The sequence below is a fragment of the Streptomyces aurantiacus genome (genome assembly GCF_001418335.1).
Lineage (GTDB): Bacteria > Actinomycetota > Actinomycetes > Streptomycetales > Streptomycetaceae > Streptomyces > Streptomyces aurantiacus.
Window position 1 is genome coordinate 17,323 of sequence record NZ_LIPP01000043.1, and the last position, 18,176, is coordinate 35,498.

The 18,176-nt window shown below is 72.1% G+C and carries 16 protein-coding genes; 9 read left to right on the forward strand and 7 right to left on the reverse strand.

Annotated elements, in window-relative coordinates; genetic code table 11:
* The first annotated feature begins 113 nt into the window (after window positions 1-113).
* From AOK01_RS07235 to AOK01_RS07245, 3 genes are read left to right on the forward strand one after another with little or no spacing between them, the layout of a single operon-like run.
* Entirely contained in the window at window positions 114-800 is a 687-nt protein-coding gene (locus AOK01_RS07235; protein WP_055509650.1) for a HemK2/MTQ2 family protein methyltransferase, read from the forward strand.
* A 47-nt stretch (window positions 801-847) separates the two neighbouring features.
* A complete protein-coding gene (locus AOK01_RS07240) occupies window positions 848-1,057 on the forward strand; it encodes a hypothetical protein (RefSeq protein WP_055509651.1) in 210 nt (69 codons plus the stop codon).
* A 45-nt stretch (window positions 1,058-1,102) separates the two neighbouring features.
* A complete protein-coding gene (locus AOK01_RS07245; protein WP_055509653.1) occupies window positions 1,103-2,566 on the forward strand; it encodes an aminotransferase class I/II-fold pyridoxal phosphate-dependent enzyme in 1,464 nt (487 codons plus the stop codon).
* An 84-nt stretch (window positions 2,567-2,650) separates the two neighbouring features.
* On the opposite strand, the gene ligD is transcribed toward AOK01_RS07245, so the two are convergent.
* Complete coding sequence (ligD, locus tag AOK01_RS07250) at window positions 2,651-3,658, reverse strand: non-homologous end-joining DNA ligase (protein ID WP_055509655.1); 1,008 nt, start codon at window positions 3,656-3,658, stop codon at window positions 2,651-2,653.
* A 350-nt stretch (window positions 3,659-4,008) separates the two neighbouring features.
* On the opposite strand from ligD, the gene AOK01_RS07255 reads away from it, so the two are divergent.
* Window positions 4,009-5,475: an aminotransferase class V-fold PLP-dependent enzyme gene (locus AOK01_RS07255; RefSeq protein ID WP_055509657.1), complete on the forward strand. Its 1,467-nt coding sequence runs from the start codon at window positions 4,009-4,011 to the stop codon at window positions 5,473-5,475.
* A 50-nt stretch (window positions 5,476-5,525) separates the two neighbouring features.
* Here AOK01_RS07255 and AOK01_RS07260 read toward each other — a convergent pair whose 3' ends face one another.
* Entirely contained in the window at window positions 5,526-7,244 is a 1,719-nt protein-coding gene (locus tag AOK01_RS07260) for an ATP-binding cassette domain-containing protein (RefSeq protein ID WP_079103229.1), read from the reverse strand.
* 126 nt (window positions 7,245-7,370) lie between these two features.
* On the opposite strand from AOK01_RS07260, the gene AOK01_RS07265 reads away from it, so the two are divergent.
* The gene (locus AOK01_RS07265) at window positions 7,371-8,240 is read left to right on the forward strand and encodes a universal stress protein (RefSeq protein ID WP_055509659.1); all 870 of its coding nucleotides are present in this window, start codon (window positions 7,371-7,373) and stop codon (window positions 8,238-8,240) included.
* Here the strand turns inward: AOK01_RS07265 and AOK01_RS07270 are convergent.
* Window positions 8,201-9,487, reverse strand: a complete 1,287-nt coding sequence (locus AOK01_RS07270; protein ID WP_055509661.1) for a DUF4032 domain-containing protein — start codon at window positions 9,485-9,487, stop codon at window positions 8,201-8,203. The genes AOK01_RS07265 and AOK01_RS07270 overlap by 40 nt on opposite strands.
* Before the next feature lie 317 nt (window positions 9,488-9,804).
* Here AOK01_RS07270 and AOK01_RS07275 point away from each other — a divergent pair, with 317 nt between their 5' ends.
* Window positions 9,805-10,338: a hypothetical protein gene (locus tag AOK01_RS07275; protein ID WP_055509662.1), complete on the forward strand. Its 534-nt coding sequence runs from the start codon at window positions 9,805-9,807 to the stop codon at window positions 10,336-10,338.
* A gap of 40 nt (window positions 10,339-10,378) precedes the next feature.
* On the opposite strand, the gene AOK01_RS07280 is transcribed toward AOK01_RS07275, so the two are convergent.
* Complete coding sequence (locus tag AOK01_RS07280) at window positions 10,379-11,302, reverse strand: LysR family transcriptional regulator ArgP (protein ID WP_055509664.1); 924 nt, start codon at window positions 11,300-11,302, stop codon at window positions 10,379-10,381.
* 67 nt (window positions 11,303-11,369) lie between these two features.
* On the opposite strand from AOK01_RS07280, the gene AOK01_RS07285 reads away from it, so the two are divergent.
* A complete protein-coding gene (locus tag AOK01_RS07285) occupies window positions 11,370-11,999 on the forward strand; it encodes a LysE/ArgO family amino acid transporter (protein WP_055509666.1) in 630 nt (209 codons plus the stop codon).
* On the opposite strand, the gene AOK01_RS07290 is transcribed toward AOK01_RS07285, so the two are convergent.
* The gene (locus tag AOK01_RS07290) at window positions 11,977-12,969 is read right to left on the reverse strand and encodes a DMT family transporter (protein ID WP_079103230.1); all 993 of its coding nucleotides are present in this window, start codon (window positions 12,967-12,969) and stop codon (window positions 11,977-11,979) included. The two genes, AOK01_RS07285 and AOK01_RS07290, sit on opposite strands and share 23 nt — an antisense overlap.
* Window positions 12,970-13,063: 94 nt before the next feature.
* On the opposite strand from AOK01_RS07290, the gene AOK01_RS07295 reads away from it, so the two are divergent.
* Together AOK01_RS07295 and AOK01_RS07300 are read left to right on the forward strand one after the other, a co-directional pair.
* Entirely contained in the window at window positions 13,064-13,669 is a 606-nt protein-coding gene (locus AOK01_RS07295; RefSeq protein ID WP_055509669.1) for a TetR/AcrR family transcriptional regulator, read from the forward strand.
* Between the two features lie 91 nt (window positions 13,670-13,760).
* Window positions 13,761-15,152: an MFS transporter gene (locus AOK01_RS07300; RefSeq protein WP_079103231.1), complete on the forward strand. Its 1,392-nt coding sequence runs from the start codon at window positions 13,761-13,763 to the stop codon at window positions 15,150-15,152.
* Between the two features lie 34 nt (window positions 15,153-15,186).
* Here AOK01_RS07300 and AOK01_RS07305 read toward each other — a convergent pair whose 3' ends face one another.
* Entirely contained in the window at window positions 15,187-16,089 is a 903-nt protein-coding gene (locus AOK01_RS07305) for a Gfo/Idh/MocA family protein (RefSeq protein WP_055509672.1), read from the reverse strand.
* Between the two features lie 161 nt (window positions 16,090-16,250).
* The coding region (glgB, locus tag AOK01_RS07310; protein WP_055509675.1) for a 1,4-alpha-glucan branching enzyme at window positions 16,251-18,176 on the reverse strand (1,926 nt) is incomplete at its 5' end.

Genomic DNA, 18,176 nt, shown 5'->3' on the forward strand with positions numbered 1-18,176 from the left:
GGCAGGTCCCAGGGCACTCGTCGGCTGAACAGACGTGCCCGACCGGGCCTGCGGCGGCCGAGCGCACTCAACCTCCCGCCCCCGACCGGGCGCCCGGACGGAGGACCACCCTCATGGCTTTCCTTGTCGACCCGTCACGCCCTTTTGTCCCCCTGACGGCGCCGCCGGGCGTCTACGCGCCGCAGGCCGACACCTTTCTCCTGGCCCGGGCCGTCCACCGTGAGGGACCGGCCCCGGGTACGGACGTCCTCGACCTCGGGACCGGTACCGGGACCCTGGCGATCTGCGCTGCCCGAAGCGGCGCTCGCGTGACGGCCGTCGACATCGCCTGGCGGGCCGTGTTCGCCGCCCGGCTGAACGCCCTGCGGTCCCGGCAGCGCCTCACGGTCCACCGCGGTGACCTCCTCGAACCGGTCGAGGGACGGTCCTTCGACATGATCATCAGCAATCCGCCGTACGTCCCCACGCCGCCCTCGGAGCTGTCGGGCGCCCATGGTCGCGAGCGGGCCTGGAACGCCGGGCCCGACGGGCGCACGGTCCTGGACCGCCTCTGTGCGGAGGCCCCGCGTGCCCTGCGGCCCGGCGGTGTCCTGCTCATCGCCCAGTCGGCGCTGAGCGGCACCGAGGAGACCCTGGACCGGCTGGCCGGCTCGGGGCTGCGGGCCACGGTCAGCGACCGGGCGTACATCCCGTTCGGGCCCGTGCTCCGCTCACGGCTGCCGTGGCTCAGGGAGTCCGGCCGGGTCGCGGCACGCGAGGAGAACGAGGAACTGGTGATCGTACGGGCGGAGCGGACGTGACGGCGCGGACCTGACTGCGCACCGGGGCACGGGGTACTCGTCGGCGTATGCCGAACAAGCCGCAACACCCCGTGCAGCGCGAGAAGGAGACCCGCACCGCGACCGACGAGGCCCTGGAGGAGCTGAAGGAGCAGGGCCACGAGGAGGACACGGACACCTCGGACACCTCGAAGGGCCGAGGCGTGGGTCCGGGCGATCCGATCAGCCCCAGCCCCGGGGCGAACGAGCACGCCGTGGAGGACGACCGCAGGAAGTAGGCCTCCCGCGCGTCGCCGCGGTCCGCCCGAAGGAGAACCACCCGTATGGATCACACCGAAGCGCCCGTACTCGACGCCCTGCGGCAGTACCACGAACAGGGCGAGCTGGCCTTCACACCACCCGGCCACAAGCAGGCTCGCGGCGCGGACCCGGAGGCCCGGCGGATTCTCGGGGACGCCGTCTTCCACTCCGACCTCCTGGCGTCCGGAGGCCTGGACGACCGCCGTACGACCGGGAACGTGCTGGTCCGTGCCGAGAAGCTGATGGCGGACGTGGTCCACGCCGAGCACACGTTCTTCACCACCTGCGGCAGTTCCCTGTCCGTCAAGGCGGCCCTGCTCGCCGTGGCGGGTCCGGGCGAGAAGCTGGTCGTGGGACGCGACGCCCACAAGTCGGTCGTCTCCGGCCTGATCGTCGCCGGGATCGAGCCCGTCTGGGCCGACCCCCAGTGGGACCCCAAGCAGGGCTTCGCGCACGCGCCGGGTCCCGCCGCCTTCGAGGAGGCGCTCGACCAGCATCCCGACGCCCGGGGCGCCATGGTCACCAGCCCCACCCCGTACGGGAGTTGTGCCGCGCTCGACGAGATCGCGGAGCTCTGTCACGCCCGGGGCGTCCCCCTCGTCGTGGACGAGGCCTGGGGTGCCCACCTGCCGTTCCACCCGGACCTGCCGTCCTGGGCGATGGACGCGGGCGCCGACGTCTGCGTGACCAGCATCCACAAGATGGGCAGCGGCCTGGAACAGGGTTCCGTCTTCCATCTGCGAGGTTCCCTGATCGACGCCGACACCCTGCGGTCGCGGGCCGACCTGTTCGGGACCACCAGCCCGTCGGTCCTCATCTACGCGGGACTTGACGCCTGGCGCCGTCAGATGGCACTGCACGGCAGGACCCTCCTCGGCGACGCGCTGAGCCTCGCCGCACGGGTGCGTGCCGCCCTCGACGAGATCCCCGGTCTGCGCGTCCTCGGCCGTGACGACCTCGTCGGACCGGGTCTGTCCACCGCCTTCGACCCGCTGCCCGTGGTCATCGACGTCAGCGGCCTCGGCACGAGCGGCTACCGTGCGGCCGACTGGCTGCGCGCCGAACACCACGTCGACATGCACCTGGCCGATCACCGGCGCATCAGCGCCCAACTCACCCATGCCGACTCGCCCGCCACCACGGACCCGCTGCTCGAAGCGCTGCGAGACCTCGCGGCACACGCCGGGGAGCTCGCGGCCGGAGCGCCGGAGGTCGACGTGCCGAGCGGTCCCGACCTGCGGATGGAGCAGACCTGCCGGCCCCGTGACGCCTACTTCGGCCCCGCGGAGGCCGTCCCCGTGGACCGGGCGGCCGGCCGCGTATCGGCCGAGATGATCACGCCGTACCCGCCGGGCATCCCGGCCGTCCTGCCCGGCGAACGTCTCACCGAGCCCGTTCTGCGCTACCTGCGGACAGGGCTGAACGCCGGCATGAACCTGCCCGACGCGCGGGACACCGAGCTGAACACGATCCAGGTCCGCGTGTGAGGTGAGGTGAGGTGTGAGGAGCCGGGCCGCGGATCGCCGCCCGACATGGGCGCCGGGCCGACCGCCCCACACCGGCTGCCCGCATCACACCGGCCGCTCGCGGACGACGTCGCGTGCCTGCTTGTCGTGGCGCAGCCCGAGGAACCGCGGATGGCGCAGCATGCCGTCCCGCGTCCACTCGGTGAACGCGATCTGCGCGACCAGCACCGGCTCGGCCCAGTGGGCGCCCGCCTCGCGCACCCGGCCGGTGAACGGCGAGGCGGGAACGTGGAGTTCGTCGAGAGCGCCGCGCAGCGCGAGGAGCGCACGGCGGTCGAAACCCGTACCCACCTTGCCCGCGTACCGCAGCCCCTCGCCGTCGAAGTGGCCGAGCAGCAGGGCACCGAACCCGGCGCGACTGCCGCCCGGTTCGGTGAAGCCGCCGATCACGAACTCCTGCTCCAGGGAACACTTCAGCTTCAGCCAGTCCGGTGAACGACGGGGCTGGTAGCGGCTGTCGGCCCGCTTCGCGATCAGCCCCTCCCAGCCCCGGGCACAGGCGTCGGCCAGGAGTTCGGCGCCGCCCTCGTTGCGGTGGGTCGTCATACGGAGGGGCGTACGGAAGGTCAGGGTGCGACGGAGCAGCGACTTGCGGGTACGCAACGGAAGCCGTGTCGTGTCCGCGCCCTCCAGCCTGAGCAGGTCGAAGAGGTAGTACGTCACCGCGACCTCGCTCGCCTCGACGTCCCGGCGCCGGGTGAGCCCCATGCGCTGCTGGAGCAGGGCGAAGTCGGTGCGGCCGTGCGCGAACGCGACGATCTCACCGTCCACGGTGAAGTCCGTGCACGACTGGGCGGCGAGCGCGTCCACGATCTCGGGGTACGTCTCGTTGAGGCGGTTGCCGGTGCGCGAGCGCAGCAGGACCCGGTCGCCCTCGCGCACCGCCAGCACGCGGACGCCGTCGAGTTTCCGCTCGAAGAGCCACTCGCCGGGGAACTCGCGCCGGTCGCTCAGGGTGGCGAGCATCGGCCGGGACGCCAACTCGACGCCGGGAGCCGCGTCCCGGAGCAGTTGTCCCTGGTCCTCGGGGAGGGAGCCCAGGAGATCGGGCACCGGCGCTCACTCCTTCCCGTCGATGTCACGGTCACGCCTGCCGTGGTACGCCCGCAACGCGTCGCTCGTCCCCGCGTCCGGCTCTTTTCCCTGCCGTACGCATCGTCCCGCAGGCCCCGGGGCCCCGCGACCGCACGGCCGACGCACGATCTCGCGAGGCAGGAGCGAGGCCGGCGAGGCTGGAAGGAGAGCGGAAGGAGGCCGGAAGGCGCGGCGTCCGTGGCCGGCGCCGCGTGGACGCGCCGAATATCGGCAACTCCTTCCGATCTCGGCGGACAGCAGCATGATGTGGGGAAAACCGGGCACGCCCCGGCACGCGGGGAGGGCCCGTCCCATGGGGGAGGAGATCCGTGGACACGACAGGGAGCACCGGCCGCATACCCGACGACGGCACCCGCGAGAGAGACCTGGCGGAACTGCGGAACCGGGAGTTCGCCCACCTCGACGCCGACGGGCACACCTACCTCGACCACACGGGAGCCGGCCTCGCCCCTGCCTCACTCGTCCGGGGGAGCGCCGACCGGATCACCGGCGGCCTCTACGGGAACCCGCACTCCGGGAGCCCGGCCTCCCGCGCCTCGGGACTGCTGCTGGACCAGGCACGCCGGGCGGTGCTGCGTCACTTCAACGCCGACCCGGCCGAATACGCCGTGATCTTCACCCCGAACGCCACGGGCGCGCTGCGCCTGGTCGGCGAGGCCTATCCCTTCGACCGCCGCAGCAGACTCGTCATGCCGCTCGACAACCACAACTCGGTCAACGGTCTGCGGGAGTACGCGCGTTCAAGGGGAGCGTCCACGAGGTACGTACCCGTGGGCGGCCCCGGGCTCCGAGTGGACCAACGGCGGCTGCGGGCCGCCCTGCCCACGCGCCGCCAGGGCGTCGGCCGACGGCCCCGATCGCGGCGACCGGGCGTGCGCGGACACGGGCTGCTCGCGTATCCGGCGCAGAGCAACTTCACCGGTGTCCAGCATCCGCTCGCCTGGATCGCGGCGGCACAGGCCCGCGGCTACGACGTCCTGCTCGACGCGGCGGCGTTCGTTCCCGCCAACACCCTCGACCTGAGCCGGTACCACCCGGACTTCACGGTCGTCAGCTGGTACAAGGTCTTCGGCCACCCCACCGGCGTCGGCAGCCTGATCGCCCGCCGGGAGGCGCTCGCCGGGCTGCGCAGGCCCTGGTTCTCCGGCGGCACGATCTACGCGGTCAGCGCGCAGGCGCAGTGGCACGTCTTCGCGGACGACGAGGCGGCCTTCGAGGACGGCACGGTCAACTTCCTCTCCATTCCGGACGTGACGGCCGGGCTGGCGTGGATCAACGGCATCGGCATGGACCGGGTGCACGCGCACGTGACCGCGCTCACCGACCAACTCCTCATCGGATTACGGGAGTTGCGACACAGTGACGGCTCCCCGCTGGTCAGGGTGTACGGCCCGTACGACCTCGTGGCCCGCGGTGGGACCGTCGCGCTCAATCTGCTGGACGCCGACGGCCGCGTCATCGACGAACGGGTCGTCACCCGCGACAGCGCCTCGCGGGGCATCTCGCTGCGCACCGGCTGCTTCTGCAATCCGGGTGCGGGCGAGGCGGCCTTCGCCCTGCCACCGAGCCGGCTGCGCTCGGCCGCCCGCCGACGACTCGCCTCCCTGGAGGAGTACTTGGACCTGCTGCACCTGCCGTCGGCGGGCGCGGTCCGTGTCTCGCTCGGCCTGTCGTCACAGCCCAGGGACATCGACACGTTCCTGACGTTCGTACAGGAGACCTACCGGGACCGGGCGCCCGGCGCCGCCGGTCTGGAGGCGAGAGGGGGCTGCTGACGGACGCCCGGCGACCGAGGGCCACGCGACCGAGGGCCACGAGGCCGGGCTCACCGTCCCGACCGGGCGCGCACTACTCCGCCCCGGCACCTGCGCACCAGGACCGCCCAGGTCGCCGCCAGGAACAGCAGCGCGAAGCCCGCCAGGATCAGCCAGCCGCGGCTCGCGGGACCGGCGAACGAGTCCCCGTACGACGTGAGCAGTGGCGGGCCGAGGCCGGAGGTCCCGTCGCGCCACAGTACGGCGAGGCCGACACCGCTGCCGAGCGCCTCGAACGCCCAGCGGTTCGTCATCGCCCAGCTGATCGCCTCCCCGGCGGCCGTCATCCGGGGCACCGGCACGAAGGCCCCCGAGAAGAGCACCTGGGGGAAGCAGAGCAGCGGCAGCATCAGCGTCGCCTGGCCCGGCTCGGTCACCGCGGCCGAGGCGAGCAGCCCCAGCGCGAGCGCGGCGGCCGAGGCCAGCACGCTCGACACGAACAGCGAGACATATGTGTCCCAGCCCGCGGCGGGCAGCCGGTCAAGGGCGCGCAGCACGGCGAGCAGCAGGGCGTCCGCGCCCGCGAGCACCGGCAGCATGATCGTGAGTTTCGAGGCGACGTACGGGCCGATCCGCAGACCTGCCAGCCATTCGCGGCGCAGCACGGGCAGTTCCGTGCAGATCTGCAGCAGTCCGTAGGTGAGCCCGAAGAAAAAGGCACCGAAGGCGATCCAGAACATGATCATCGCGGTCGAGCCCGGATCAGGGTCCGCCGGGTCGAACGCCCCCGCCCGGAACAGCACCGCGAACATCGCCACGATCATCACGGGCGAACCCGCCAGCACGGCGACAGAGAGCCGGTTGTGCAGCAGCAGGGCGGTGCCGCGCCGGGTGAGCAGGGACCACTGACGTACGGCGCCGACGCGCTGCCGGGGAAGGGGTCGCACGGCACCGGTGCGCGGGACGGCCGGCTCGTCGGGCGCCGGCTCGGTCCGTACACCGTCGGCCACGACCCCCTCGGACACGACGCCGTACACGTCCTCGACCGTGTCCACCCCGAACGCCCCGCACAGGGCGCCCGGTTCGCCCGCGTAGGCGACCTGCCCGCCGGGGGAGAGGAACACGACACGGTCGCCGCGGAACAGATCGGCGAGGACGTGGGTGGTGAGCACGATGGTGGTGCCGTCCTCGGCGAGGGAACGCAGGGTCCGCAGCAGGGCGGCGCCGGTGACCGGATCGAGCCCGGAGGTCGGTTCGTCGAGGAAGAGTGCCCGGGGGCCGGTGAGCAACTCGGCGGCGACACAGGCCCGTTTGCGTTCACCGCCGCTCAGCGCGCGCACCGGCGTCCCGGCCCGGTGGGAAAGTCCGAGGGAGTCCAGGACCCGGTCGACGGCCGCGGTGACCGACGCGGCGGAAGTCCCCGGGGGCATGCGCAGACCCGCCGCGTACATCAGGGTCCGGTGCAGCGGGAGGTCGCGGTGGAGGACGTCCTCCTGCGGTACGAACCCGAACTCCGGCCCGGGCGCGCCCGGTCGGACGCCGTCGTGCAGTACCGCCCCTTCGTCGGCGCCGCGCAGCCCCGCCAGTGTTTCCAGCAGTACCGTCTTGCCCGCCCCGCTGCTGCCGGCGATCACGACGAGCTGTCCGGGAGCGGCGTCGAACGACACGTCGTGCAGGACGTGCCCCGCTCCGCGCACCCGTTGAGTGAGCCGGCGAGCCCGGATCCGCAGGCCGTGGGCGGGGGCGCGCGGCGCGGAAACGGGCGGGCGCGGTCCTGTCGGTGTCGGCATGGAGGCAGCATGCCAGGGGGACGCCGGTGGCGGACCGGACTTGGGAGGGTGATCGGCACCGCCGCGCAGGCAGGCGGCGCCGCTCGGTAGCGTGGGCACCTCGACCGACGCAACGGAGGCCATCACATGACCCGCCCGATCACCGTGGGAGCAGACGGTACCGCCGAATCGCTCGCCGCCCTGCACTGGGCGGCCAGGGAAGCGGTACGCCGAGCGCTTCCGCTGCGTGTCGTGCACGCCTGGGAGAAGTCCGACGGCGGCAAGGACCAGGACCAGGACCAGGACCGGACGGCAGACGTCCGGGAGGCGCTCGTACGGACCGCGGGTGACGTCACCGAACGCCACCCCGGCCTGACGGTGACCACCGACCTCGTCGACGGCGGCCCGGTCGAGGCGCTCGTCTCCGCGGCGGCGCAGGCCGAGACGCTGGTGCTCGGCTCGCGCGGCCACGGCGCGATCGTCGGCTTCCTGCTCGGCTCCGTCGGCCAGCAGGTCATCGCCGAGTCCACGCGGCCCGTCGTTCTCGTACGCGCCGCGGACCAGGCCGAGTCGGAGGCGGGCGGCCGCGAGATCGTCGTCGGACAGCAGGGCGGCCCGGAGGACAGCGCGGCAGCCCTGGAGTTCGCCTTCGAGGCGGCGGCGGCACGCGGCGCCGCCCTGCGCGTCGTACGGGCCTGGAGCCTGCCCACCGTCTTCACCTACAGCCCCGGCTCACTGGCGCTCCTCGACGAGGCCGGCGGCCTGGAACCGTACGAGAAGAAGGCGCTGGCGGAAGCACTGGCGCCCTGGCTGGAGCGCTTCCCCGACGTACCGGTGACCCAGCACGTCGAGATGGGCAGCGCGGGCGAGGTGCTGCTCTCGGTGGCGGCCCGGGCCCAGCTGATGGTGGTCGGCCGGCGCGCGCACCGCTCGGCCGTGGGCTCACGGATCGGTTCGGTGGCCCACGCGGTCGTGCATCACGCGCCCTCCCCGGTGGCGGTCGTCCCGCCGTTCTGAGCGGCCGGCCCGGCGGCGCCCGTCGAGGGCGAAAGCGCGTCCCGCACGGTGGGCAGGATGTTCGCGACGTAGTCCCGGACGACCGTGTCCAGATCGATGTCGTGCTGCGCCCGCTCGGACAGGTACCAGCGGTGTTCGAGCAGTTCGTGGTAGAGCTCGGCCGGGTCCATGGAGCCGCGCAGGTCCGGCGGTATGGCCCGCACGGTGGGCCGGAAGACGTCCCGGACCCACCGGTGGGCCAGCACCTCGGGCCGGGTGGTCAGGGGATCACCTGGTGCGTGGTCGTCCTGGGTGGCCATCCAGCTCTCCAGGTCGTTCAGCAGCCGCCGCGCCTGGTTCTCCTCGGTGTCCAGCCCGGTTAGCCGCAGCAGCTGACGCTGGTGGTGCCCGGCGTCGACGACCTTCGGTACGAACGTGACGGTGTCGCCGTTGGAGGAGTGCGCGATCTGCATCTCCGCGACGTCGAAGCCGAGTTCGTTGAGGCGCCTGATCCGGCGGTCGATGTAGTGGTGCTTGCCCGCCGGGTACACCGATGTCCGGGTGAGCTCCTGCCACAGAGCGGTGTAGCGCCCACAGATCTCCATGCCGAACTCGATCGGGTCCACCGACGGGTGGAGCGCGCCGGACGCCTCCAGGTCCAGCAGCTCCCCGCTGATGTTGACACGTGCCAGGTCGAGGTCGTACTCCCGCTGCCCGGGGCTCAGTTGCGGATGCGTCTCGCCGGTCTCGGCGTCGACGAGATACGCGGCGTACGCTCCGGCGTCCCGGCGGAACAGCGTGTTGGACAGCGAGCAGTCCCCCCAGGCAAACCCCGCGAGATGCAGCCGGACCAGCAGCACGGCCAGCGCGTCCATGAGGCGGTGCATGGTGGCGGGCCGCATGGTCGTCTCGAACATCGACCGGTAGGGCATGGAGCCGCCCAGGTGCCGGGTGATGAGTACGGACTCCAGCGGTTCGCCCGACCCGTCGGTGCGGCCTGTGACCACCGCGAGCGGGTCCACCGCCGGGATGTTCAGCCGGTCGAGACCGCGCAGCAGCTCGTACTCGCGCAGGGCGGGCCGTTCGGCGAGTTCCTTGACCGCCACGACCTCGGCGCCGGCGCGCGCGTACCGCACCACGTGCCGTGAGATGCCCCGCGGCAGCGGCACCAGGTAGTGCTCAGGCCACTCCTCCAGCGGCAGCTGCCAGGGCAGGTCGAGCAGGAGCGCGGGATGCTCCGGGTTGGTGGCGCTGATCTGCAATGCCATGCCTCGCTCGCCCTGCCTCACCGTCGGCCGTCATGTCGCTGGAGCATCGCACAGCACGCACCGTCCCCGTGGTCGGCATCCGCCTCGCCGACTGTCTCGGCGGTCGTCTCGCCGGCCGTCTCGACGGTCGGGCGTGGGACGTGATGTGCAGCACGCAGGGGAGGACGCCCGTGACGTCCGGGAAGAGGGTTCTGGCTGCGCACGGCTTGATCGATGATCAAGTGGGGCGAAATCCCTGGCCACTGCTCATTCCGCTCATTTGACACCCCGTCGCCCGCACAGATAGGAAGCAGCCCTCTGAGGTCGAGAGGTGGACCGTGTACGAGCCGAATGTGGTCGGGGACTGGCAGGAGTACGACGACGAGCATGCCGGCCTGCGCGTTCGCGTCCACGGTCTGGAAAAGGCCGAGCCGCCGCGTGGGCGTGACGACGCGGCCGAGGGGCTGGTCTACTTCCGGTTCCGGGTGACCGTCGAGAACCGGACGACGGACAGCTTCGGCATTCACCTGGAGGACGGCCAGATCGACATCCGGGTCGGAGGCGACGGCGAGAGCGCGTTTCTGGACTGGCGCAACTCCCAGTTCATCGAGGGCTTCGACGTCTACCCGCTGCGCCGCGTCACCTCGGTCCTGTACGCGGCGGCACCTGAAGGCTGCCTGCCCCTGGTGGACATCCAGGTGCAGTTGAAGGTCGACGACGAATGGACCGGCCGGTACCTCTGGTCGGGCGGCATCGGCCCGCACGACGCGTCCGTCCCGGTCGGCGCCCGCCCCGACTCCGCCATGGACAGCCTCGCGGCCCAGGTGATCAGCTTCCTGGAGCGGGAGGCGGGGCAGGGCCCGGCCTCCTGACGTCCCCGGCCTCCTGACGCCCGGCTCCTCAGTCGGCCGCTCAGCCGGCCCGGCCGTCGTCCAGGGCCTCGGCGGCCTCCGCCATGACGGCCTCGGCGACGGCCGCCAGTGCCGGGAAGTCGAGTTTCCACTGCTGCCAGTACAGGGGCACGTCGATCCGCCGGTCCGGCGCGAGAGTGACGAGCCGTCCGGCGCGGAGCAGGGGGGCCGCCTGCACCTCGGGGACCATGCCCCAGCCCATCCCGGCGGCGACGGCCTCGCCGAAGCTCTCGGAGGTCGGCACGAGGTGCCGCACCGCACTCGCGCCGCGCCGGCCGCGTACGACCTTGCGGACGAACGCGTCCTGGAGATCGTCCCGCCGGTCGAAGACCACCACGGGCGCGTCGGCGACGGCCTCCCGCAGCGGAGTGCCGGACCCGGCGCCGAACCACCGCGCGGCGAAGGCGGGGCTCGCCACCGGCACGTACCGCATATGGCCCAGACGGCGCACCGAACAGCCCGGCACCGCGTCCGGTGACGAGGTGACGGCCGCCATCACCAGCCCCTCGCGCAACAGCGCGGCCGTGTGGTCCTGGTCCTCCCGGCGCAGTTCGTAGCAGAGGGGCAGTTCCGCGGGCACGCGCGAGAGGGCGGGCAGGAACCAGGTGGCCAGCGAGTCGGCGTTCACCGCGATCGACAGGCGCGTCGGTTCCTCGGTGCCCGACATGCCGAGTTCGGCCCGGGTGTCGCGTTCCAGCCGGGCCAGCTGGCGCGCGAAACGCACGACGGCCTCGCCGGACTCGGTCGGCCTGACCGGCTTCGTACGCATCAGCAGCACGCGCCCGGTGCGTTGTTCGAGGGCCTTGACCCGCTGGCTCACCGCGGACGGCGTCACGTGCAGCACGGCGGCCGCGGCGTCGAAGGTGCCCTCGTCCACGACGGTCAGCAGGGTCCGCACCTGGTCGAGAGGAAGTTCTGTCATCACAAACGCTAAGGATACGTAAGAATCTTTAGCTGTACTTTGTCGCGGTCGGCTTCCTAGCGTGGAGCCCGTGAACAACGCTCTGACCGCCACGGCCGCCGGATTCGGCACCGGCCTCTCCCTGATCGTCGCCATCGGTGCCCAGAACGCCTTCGTCCTGCGCCAGGGCGTGCGCCGCGACGCCGTGCTCGCCGTGGTGGGCATCTGCGCCCTGTCCGACGCGGCACTCATCGCACTGGGCGTCGGCGGGGTCGGCAGCGTGGTGGTGGCCTGGCCCTCGGTGCTGACCGCGGTCGGGCTGATCGGCGGCCTCTTCCTGATCGGGTACGGCTGCCTCGCCGCGCGCCGGGTCCTGAAACCCTCGGCGCTGACCGTGACGGCGGGGCCGGCGGACCCGGTGGGGGCGGCGGGCTCGCGACGGCGGGCCGTGCTCACCTGTCTGGCGATGACATGGCTGAACCCGCACGTCTATCTGGACACCGTGTTCCTGCTCGGCTCCATCGCGGCCGACCGGGGGGCTCTGCGCTGGACCTTCGGCCTCGGTGCGGTGATCGCCAGCCTGGTCTGGTTCGCCGCGCTCGGCTTCGGTGCGCGGTTGCTCAGCCCTCTCCTGGCCCGGCCGTCGGCGTGGCGGGTACTGGACGCTCTGATCGCCGCGACGATGATCGTGCTCGGTGTCACGCTGATCGCCGGGGTGTGAGGTCGGCCGGCTCCGGGGACCGCCGGCGGACCGTGCGGTCGCCGTGGTCCAGGTGTTCGTCACGGCGGTCCCGGTCCCCCTGGTTTCCCTGATCCCCGTGATTTTCCTTGTCACCGCGGTGCACGACGGCCACGGCCAGCAGGCCGAGCGCGAGTCCCGTCACCGTCTGCGTCCCGAAGGGCTCGCCGAACATCAGCGCACCCCACACCGCCGTGACGGGTGCCATCAGGAACATGAGGGTGTTGACCTCGGTCACCCCGGACCGCCTGAGAATCAGCCAGTACAGCCCGTAACCGCCGAACGTGGAAAGCACCACGAGCCACACCACGGCCGTCCAGAACGAACCGTCCGCCGGAGGCACCACCCCTCCGGTGGCGGCGGCGAGCGCCGTGAACGCGACGGCACTGGTGACGGCATGGATCGTCATCGACACCATCGGGCGGACGTCCGCGCGGGCCCGGCGGTCCAGGAAGGTCGCCGCGACCATGCACAGCATGCCGACGAACGGCACGAGGTACGCCCACCGGGCCACGCCCGTCGCGGCGCCCGCGTCGGCCGTGGTGACGACGGCGACACCGGCCACCCCCAGTCCGAGGCCGAGCCACTGCGTGCGCGACACCGCCATGCCCAGCAGGGGCCCGGCCAGCGCTCCGGCCACCAGCGGCTGCGTGCCGTCGATGAGGGCCGTCGTCCCGCTGGAGACGCCCAGCTGGATCGCGTAGTAGACGGTGAGGAGGTAGCCGCTCTGCGACAGCACCCCGATGACGGCCTGCCGGAGCAGGTCGCGAGGTCCAAGACCGCGCCAGGACGCACGGGCGGCGGTCAGCGCGACGACGCCCAGGACCAGGGCCAGCGGCAGGAAGCGCCACATGAGGAGCGTGACCGGGGAGGCGCTGCCCGCCCCGAGCTTGGCCCCGATGAAACCGGAGCTCCAGGCCCCCACGAACGCGATCGAGAGAAGGATGTTCATGACGCCGCACACCTCCTACGGCGGATGGCGGACACGAGGGTATACCGATCTGTATACATGACGTCGAGTATACAGATCGGTTTAGTATGGAGGGATGAGCACCACTGACGCGCCCCGCCGAGTACCGATGACCCCCGCCGCCCGCCGTGTCCTGGAGGCCGCCGGGCGGCTGTTCTACGAGCGGGGAATCCATGCCGTCGGCGTCGACCTGATCGCCGCGGAGGCCGGAGTCACCAAGAAGACGCTCTACGACCGCTTCGGCTCCAAGGAACAGCTCGTCGTCGAGTACCTCGCCGACCGGGACGAGCGCTGGCGTGCCTTCCTGGCCCCTCGCCTCGCCGCCTCCGCGTCGCCGCAGGGCCGTGTGCTGGCCGTCTTCGACGCCTCGCGCGACTGGACGAACGCGAACAGCCCCAGAGGTTGCAGCATGGTCAACGCCCATGCGGAGATCGACGATCCGTCCCACCCGGCGTACGCACTCATCAACGGCCAGAAGCAGTGGATGCTCACGCTGCTGACCGATCTCGTACGCCCGCTCGTGCCCGCCACGGCCGACTCCCTGGGCCGTACCCTGATGCTGATCCACGAGGGCGCCCTCGTCGCCCACGGCCTGCGTATCTTCCCCGGAGCCCTGGACCACGCCCGCGAGCAGGCGGCGATCCTCCTGGCCGGGGCCGCCGATCCGGGCTCGGCGAACTGAGCCACGTCCCACGGAGCGACCGGCGTCCCACGGAGCGACCCGCCGCGCGGGGACCGCTCCGCATCGGCGATAGTGAACCTTTCATCGAAAGATGTATCGAGCAACCAGGACGGGTGTGGACACGAGCAAGGGCAGTGCGGACAACAGCGCGGCGGAGCAGGCCGAGTCCGAGGGGCCGCCGAGCCCGGCCGCTCCCGCGGACCGGGCCGTCCCGACGGCCCCGGCGGACCGGGAGCGGAGCGGGTGGCGGCGGTGGGCGATGGACACCCGGCCGCTGCGTCGTCCCGCGTACCGCCGCCTCTGGTCCTCGACCATCGTCACCGCCGTGGGCAGCCAGCTCACCGCCGTCGCCGTACCCAAGCAGATCTACGACATCACCGGGTCCTCGGCCTGGGTGGGTTACGCGAGCTTCGCGGGGCTGCTGCCCCTCGTCGTCTTCGCGCTCTGGGGCGGCGCCATCGCGGACAGCGTGGACCGGCGCAAGCTGCTCCTCGTCACCAACACCGGCATAGCCGTCACGTCCCTGCTCTTCTGGATACAGGCCGTCACCGGACTCGCCTCGGTCGCCGTGCTGATGGTGCTGCTCGCGCTCCAGCAGGCGTTCTTCGGCCTCAATTCCCCGGCCCGCGTAGCCTCCATCGCCCGGCTGGTGCCCAAGGAGGAACTCGCCGCGGCGAACGCTCTGGGCTCGACCGTCATGCAGACAGGGCTGGTCGCAGGACCGCTGCTGGCCGGAGCGCTCATACCCGTCGTGGGCCTCGCGGAGCTCTACCTGATCGACGCCCTGGCCCTGTGCGCCACGGTATGGGCCGTCTACAAGCTTCCCGCGCTGCCGCCCCTGACCGCCGCCGCGGCGGCAGCGGGCCGGGCGGGGCTGAAGGCGATCGTGGAGGGCTTCCGCTACATCTCGCTCCACCAGGTACTGCTGCTGTCCTTCCTCGCCGACATCATCGCCATGGTCTTCGGCATGCCGCGCGCGCTCTTCCCCCAACTCGCCTCGCAGACGTACGCGCCGTACGGCGAAGGCCTGGCGCTCGGACTGCTGTTCGCGGCGATTCCCATCGGCGCGGTGCTCGGCGGACTGGTGTCGGGCACCTTCTCCGGTGCGCGCAGACACGGCCTCATGGTCATCGTCGCGGTGGTGGCCTGGGGCGTGGCCGTCACCGGATTCGGGCTGAGCTCCAACCTGTGGGTGGCCGTGGCGTTCCTCGCCGTCGCCGGGGTCGCCGACATGGTCTCCATGGTCTTCCGCGGAGCCATCCTGCTCTCGGCCGTCACCGACGAACTCCGGGGCCGGATGCAGGGCGTCTTCACGGTCGTCGTCGCGGGCGGTCCACGGCTGGCCGACGTGCTGCACGGCACGGCCGGGTCGGCACTGGGCGCCCGTACGGCGGTCGCGGGCGGTGGCCTGCTGGTCGTCGTCTCCACGCTGGTGCTGGCCATCACGATGCCCGCGCTGCGCCGCTACAGCGTGAGCGCCTGACGAAGGCGGTCCCGTCCTCGCGCGGCGCGCGGACTCAGTCCTCGACGGTCGTCGCGGCCTGCGCCATCAGCTCCTGGAGGTAGAGGCCCCGGCGGGCGTCTAGCTCACCGGACACCCCCGTGCGTACGGCTGTCGCGAAGGCCCGGCGCAGCACCGGCCAGCACTCGTCGTGGTCGAGGTCCGCGCTGTCGTACACGAGGCCGGGCCCGGGGCCGAAGAGCTCGACCCGCATGACCCCGGGCTGTACGTCGACCGATCCGGACAGCGAGGCCTGGCTGACCGCACCGCTCTCGTGCTCGCACGTCAACTCGACCCACCGGCGCGGATCTCCGGTGCCGCGGACCCGCACGACGGGCCCCAGGGCGGCGTCCAGCAGGTCCAGGATGTGCGGCCCGAGGTCCAGCAGCGCGCCGTGCTCAAGACGCCAGGGGGTCGCGAAGTCGCCTCCGAGGAAGGCCCCGCTCAGACAGCACGAACGGGCTCCCGACACCTCCATGTCCCGCGCGGCCCGCAGGAACTCCCGCGCCACGGGGTGGTACCGGTTGGTGAGGACGATCTGGGAGACGACCCCGGCCTCGTCGATCACGTCCACGAGCCCCCGCGCGGACGGCACGTCGAGCCCGATCGGCTTCTCCAGCAGCAGCGCCTTGCCCGCCTTCGCCGCGCGCCCGGCGAGGTCCGCCTGGATGGCCGGCGGTACCGCGAAGGCCACCGCCTCGCACCGGTCGAGCAGTTCCTCGAAACGCGCCACCGCGACGGCCCCGTACGGCTCGGCGGTCTCCCGCGCCGCCTCCGGGCGCCGCGCCCACACCGCCGTCAGCTCCGTCTCGGGTCCGGCGGCGAGCACGGGCGCGTGCACACCGCGAGCCCAGGGACCGGCGCCGACCAGGCCGACCTTGACGGGGGAGTGGGGCCACGGGGACACGGTGTCGGCCACGGGAGTCCAATCTGCTCTGCGCTGCGGGGGTCGGTGCCGAAAAGCGGCGACCGTGAAACGAACGGCCCGCACGAGACGTGCCCGCCGTCACGTACGCCCGTCACGAACCGACCGGGCCACATCGTCGGCACCTGTCCCACCGGCACCCGCCCCGCCGGCACCTACGTCGGCCGCAGCCACACCGTCGCCAGCGGCGGCAGCGTGAGCCGCACACTGGCCGCCCACCCCTGCCACACCTCCCCGTCCGTCCGCACGGCACCGCCCTGGGTGACGCCACTGCCGCCGAACCGCAGCGCGTCGGTGTTCAGGACCTCCCGCCAAGCGGGCACGCCGGCCGGGACCCCCAGCCGGTACTCGTGCCGGACCACCGGCGAGAAGTTGGAGACGCACAACAGCGGCTCCCCGTCCGCCGCGAACCGCAGGAACGCGAAGACATTGTCCTCCGCCGCGTCCCCGGCGACCCACGCGAACCCGGCAGGATCGGTGTCCCTCTCCCACAGCGCCCCGGTCTCCCGGTACCGGCCGTTGAGCTCGCGGACGAGGTCACGCACGCCCCGGTGGTCCGCCTCCGCTCCGTACGCCGGATCCAGCAGCCCCCAGTCGGGCCCGTGCCCTTCCGACCATTCGGCGCCTTGCGCGAACTCCTGGCCCATGAAGAGGAGCTGCTTGCCGGGGTGGGCCCACATGAAGCCCAGATAGGCGCGGTGATCGGCGCGCCGCTGCCACCAGTCGCCGGGCATCTTCGACACCAGCGCCTGCTTGCCGTGGACGACTTCGTCGTGCGAGATCGGCAGCACGTAGTTCTCGCTGTACGCGTACACCATCGAGAACGTCATCTCGTTGTGGTGGTACTTGCGGTGCACGGGCTCGTGGCGGATGTACTCCAGCGAGTCGTGCATCCACCCCATGTTCCACTTCAGCCCGAAGCCGAGACCGCCCGTGTCGGTGGGGCGGGTCACCCCGTCCCAGGCGGTCGACTCCTCCGCGATGGTCACGACCCCCGGCACCCGCCGGTACAGCGTCGCGTTCATCTCCTGGAGGAACGCCTTCGCGTCGAGGTCCTCCCGGCCGCCGAAGGCGTTGGGCGTCCACTGACCGGAGTCCCGGGAGTAGTCGAGGTAGAGCATGGAGGCGACGGCGTCGACCCGCAGCCCGTCGATGTGGAACTCCTCGCACCAGTACACGGCGTTGGCGACGAGGAAGTTGCGCACCTCCACCCGGCCGTAGTCGAACTCGTAGGTCCCCCAGTCCGGATGCTCGGCACGCCGGTCGTCCCCGGGCTCGTAGAGCGGCCCCCCGTCGAAGCGGCCCAGCGCCCAGTCGTCCTTCGGGAAGTGCGCGGGCACCCAGTCCATGATCACGCCGATGCCGGCCCGGTGCAGCGCGTCGACCAGGTACTTGAAGTCGTCCGGGGTGCCGAGGCGGGAGGTGGGGGCGTAGAAGCCGGTGACCTGGTAGCCCCAGGAGCCGCCGAACGGATGCTCGGCGACCGGCATCAGCTCGACGTGCGTGAAGCCCAGGTCCTTGACGTACGCGGGCAGCTCGTCCGCCAGCTGACGGTACGTCAATCCCAGGCGCCAGGACGCCAGGTGGACCTCGTACACCGAGAACGGTGCCTCGTGCACCGGGATGTCGCCCCGGTGGGCCAGCCACTGCGCATCGTGCCACTCGTGGTGCGAGGCCGTGACGACGGACGCCGTGTCGGGCGGCACCTCGGCGCGGCGGGCCATCGGGTCCGCCTTGAGGAACCGGCCGCCGTGCCGGGACGTGATCTCGAACTTGTACCGCGCGCCCTCGCCGACACCGGGCAGGAACAGCTCCCACACCCCGGCCGCGCCCAGCGACCGCATCGGGAACTGCGTGCCGTCCCAGAAGGTGAAGTCCCCGGCGACCCGCACTCCTTGCGCGTTCGGTGCCCACACGGTGAAGCGGGTGCCCGCCACGCCCTGGTGTTCCATCGGCTGGGCCCCGAGCGCCTTCCACAGCTGCTCGTGCCGGCCCTCACGGATCAGGTGCAGATCGAGTTCGCCGAGCGCGGGCAGGAAGCGGTACGGATCCGCCACCTCCAGTTCGACGCCGCCCTCGTA

Coding starts and splice junctions, on each gene's coding strand:
- AOK01_RS07235 (WP_055509650.1), top strand. CDS start 114: ATGGCTTTCCTTGTCGACCCGTCACGCCCTTTTGTCCCCCTGACGGCG.
- AOK01_RS07240 (WP_055509651.1), top strand. CDS start 848: ATGCCGAACAAGCCGCAACACCCCGTGCAGCGCGAGAAGGAGACCCGC.
- AOK01_RS07245 (WP_055509653.1), top strand. CDS start 1,103: ATGGATCACACCGAAGCGCCCGTACTCGACGCCCTGCGGCAGTACCAC.
- AOK01_RS07260 (WP_079103229.1), bottom strand. CDS start 7,244: ATGCCGACACCGACAGGACCGCGCCCGCCCGTTTCCGCGCCGCGCGCC.
- AOK01_RS07265 (WP_055509659.1), top strand. CDS start 7,371: ATGACCCGCCCGATCACCGTGGGAGCAGACGGTACCGCCGAATCGCTC.
- AOK01_RS07270 (WP_055509661.1), bottom strand. CDS start 9,487: ATGGCATTGCAGATCAGCGCCACCAACCCGGAGCATCCCGCGCTCCTG.
- AOK01_RS07290 (WP_079103230.1), bottom strand. CDS start 12,969: ATGAACATCCTTCTCTCGATCGCGTTCGTGGGGGCCTGGAGCTCCGGT.
- AOK01_RS07295 (WP_055509669.1), top strand. CDS start 13,064: ATGAGCACCACTGACGCGCCCCGCCGAGTACCGATGACCCCCGCCGCC.
- AOK01_RS07300 (WP_079103231.1), top strand. CDS start 13,761: ATGTATCGAGCAACCAGGACGGGTGTGGACACGAGCAAGGGCAGTGCG.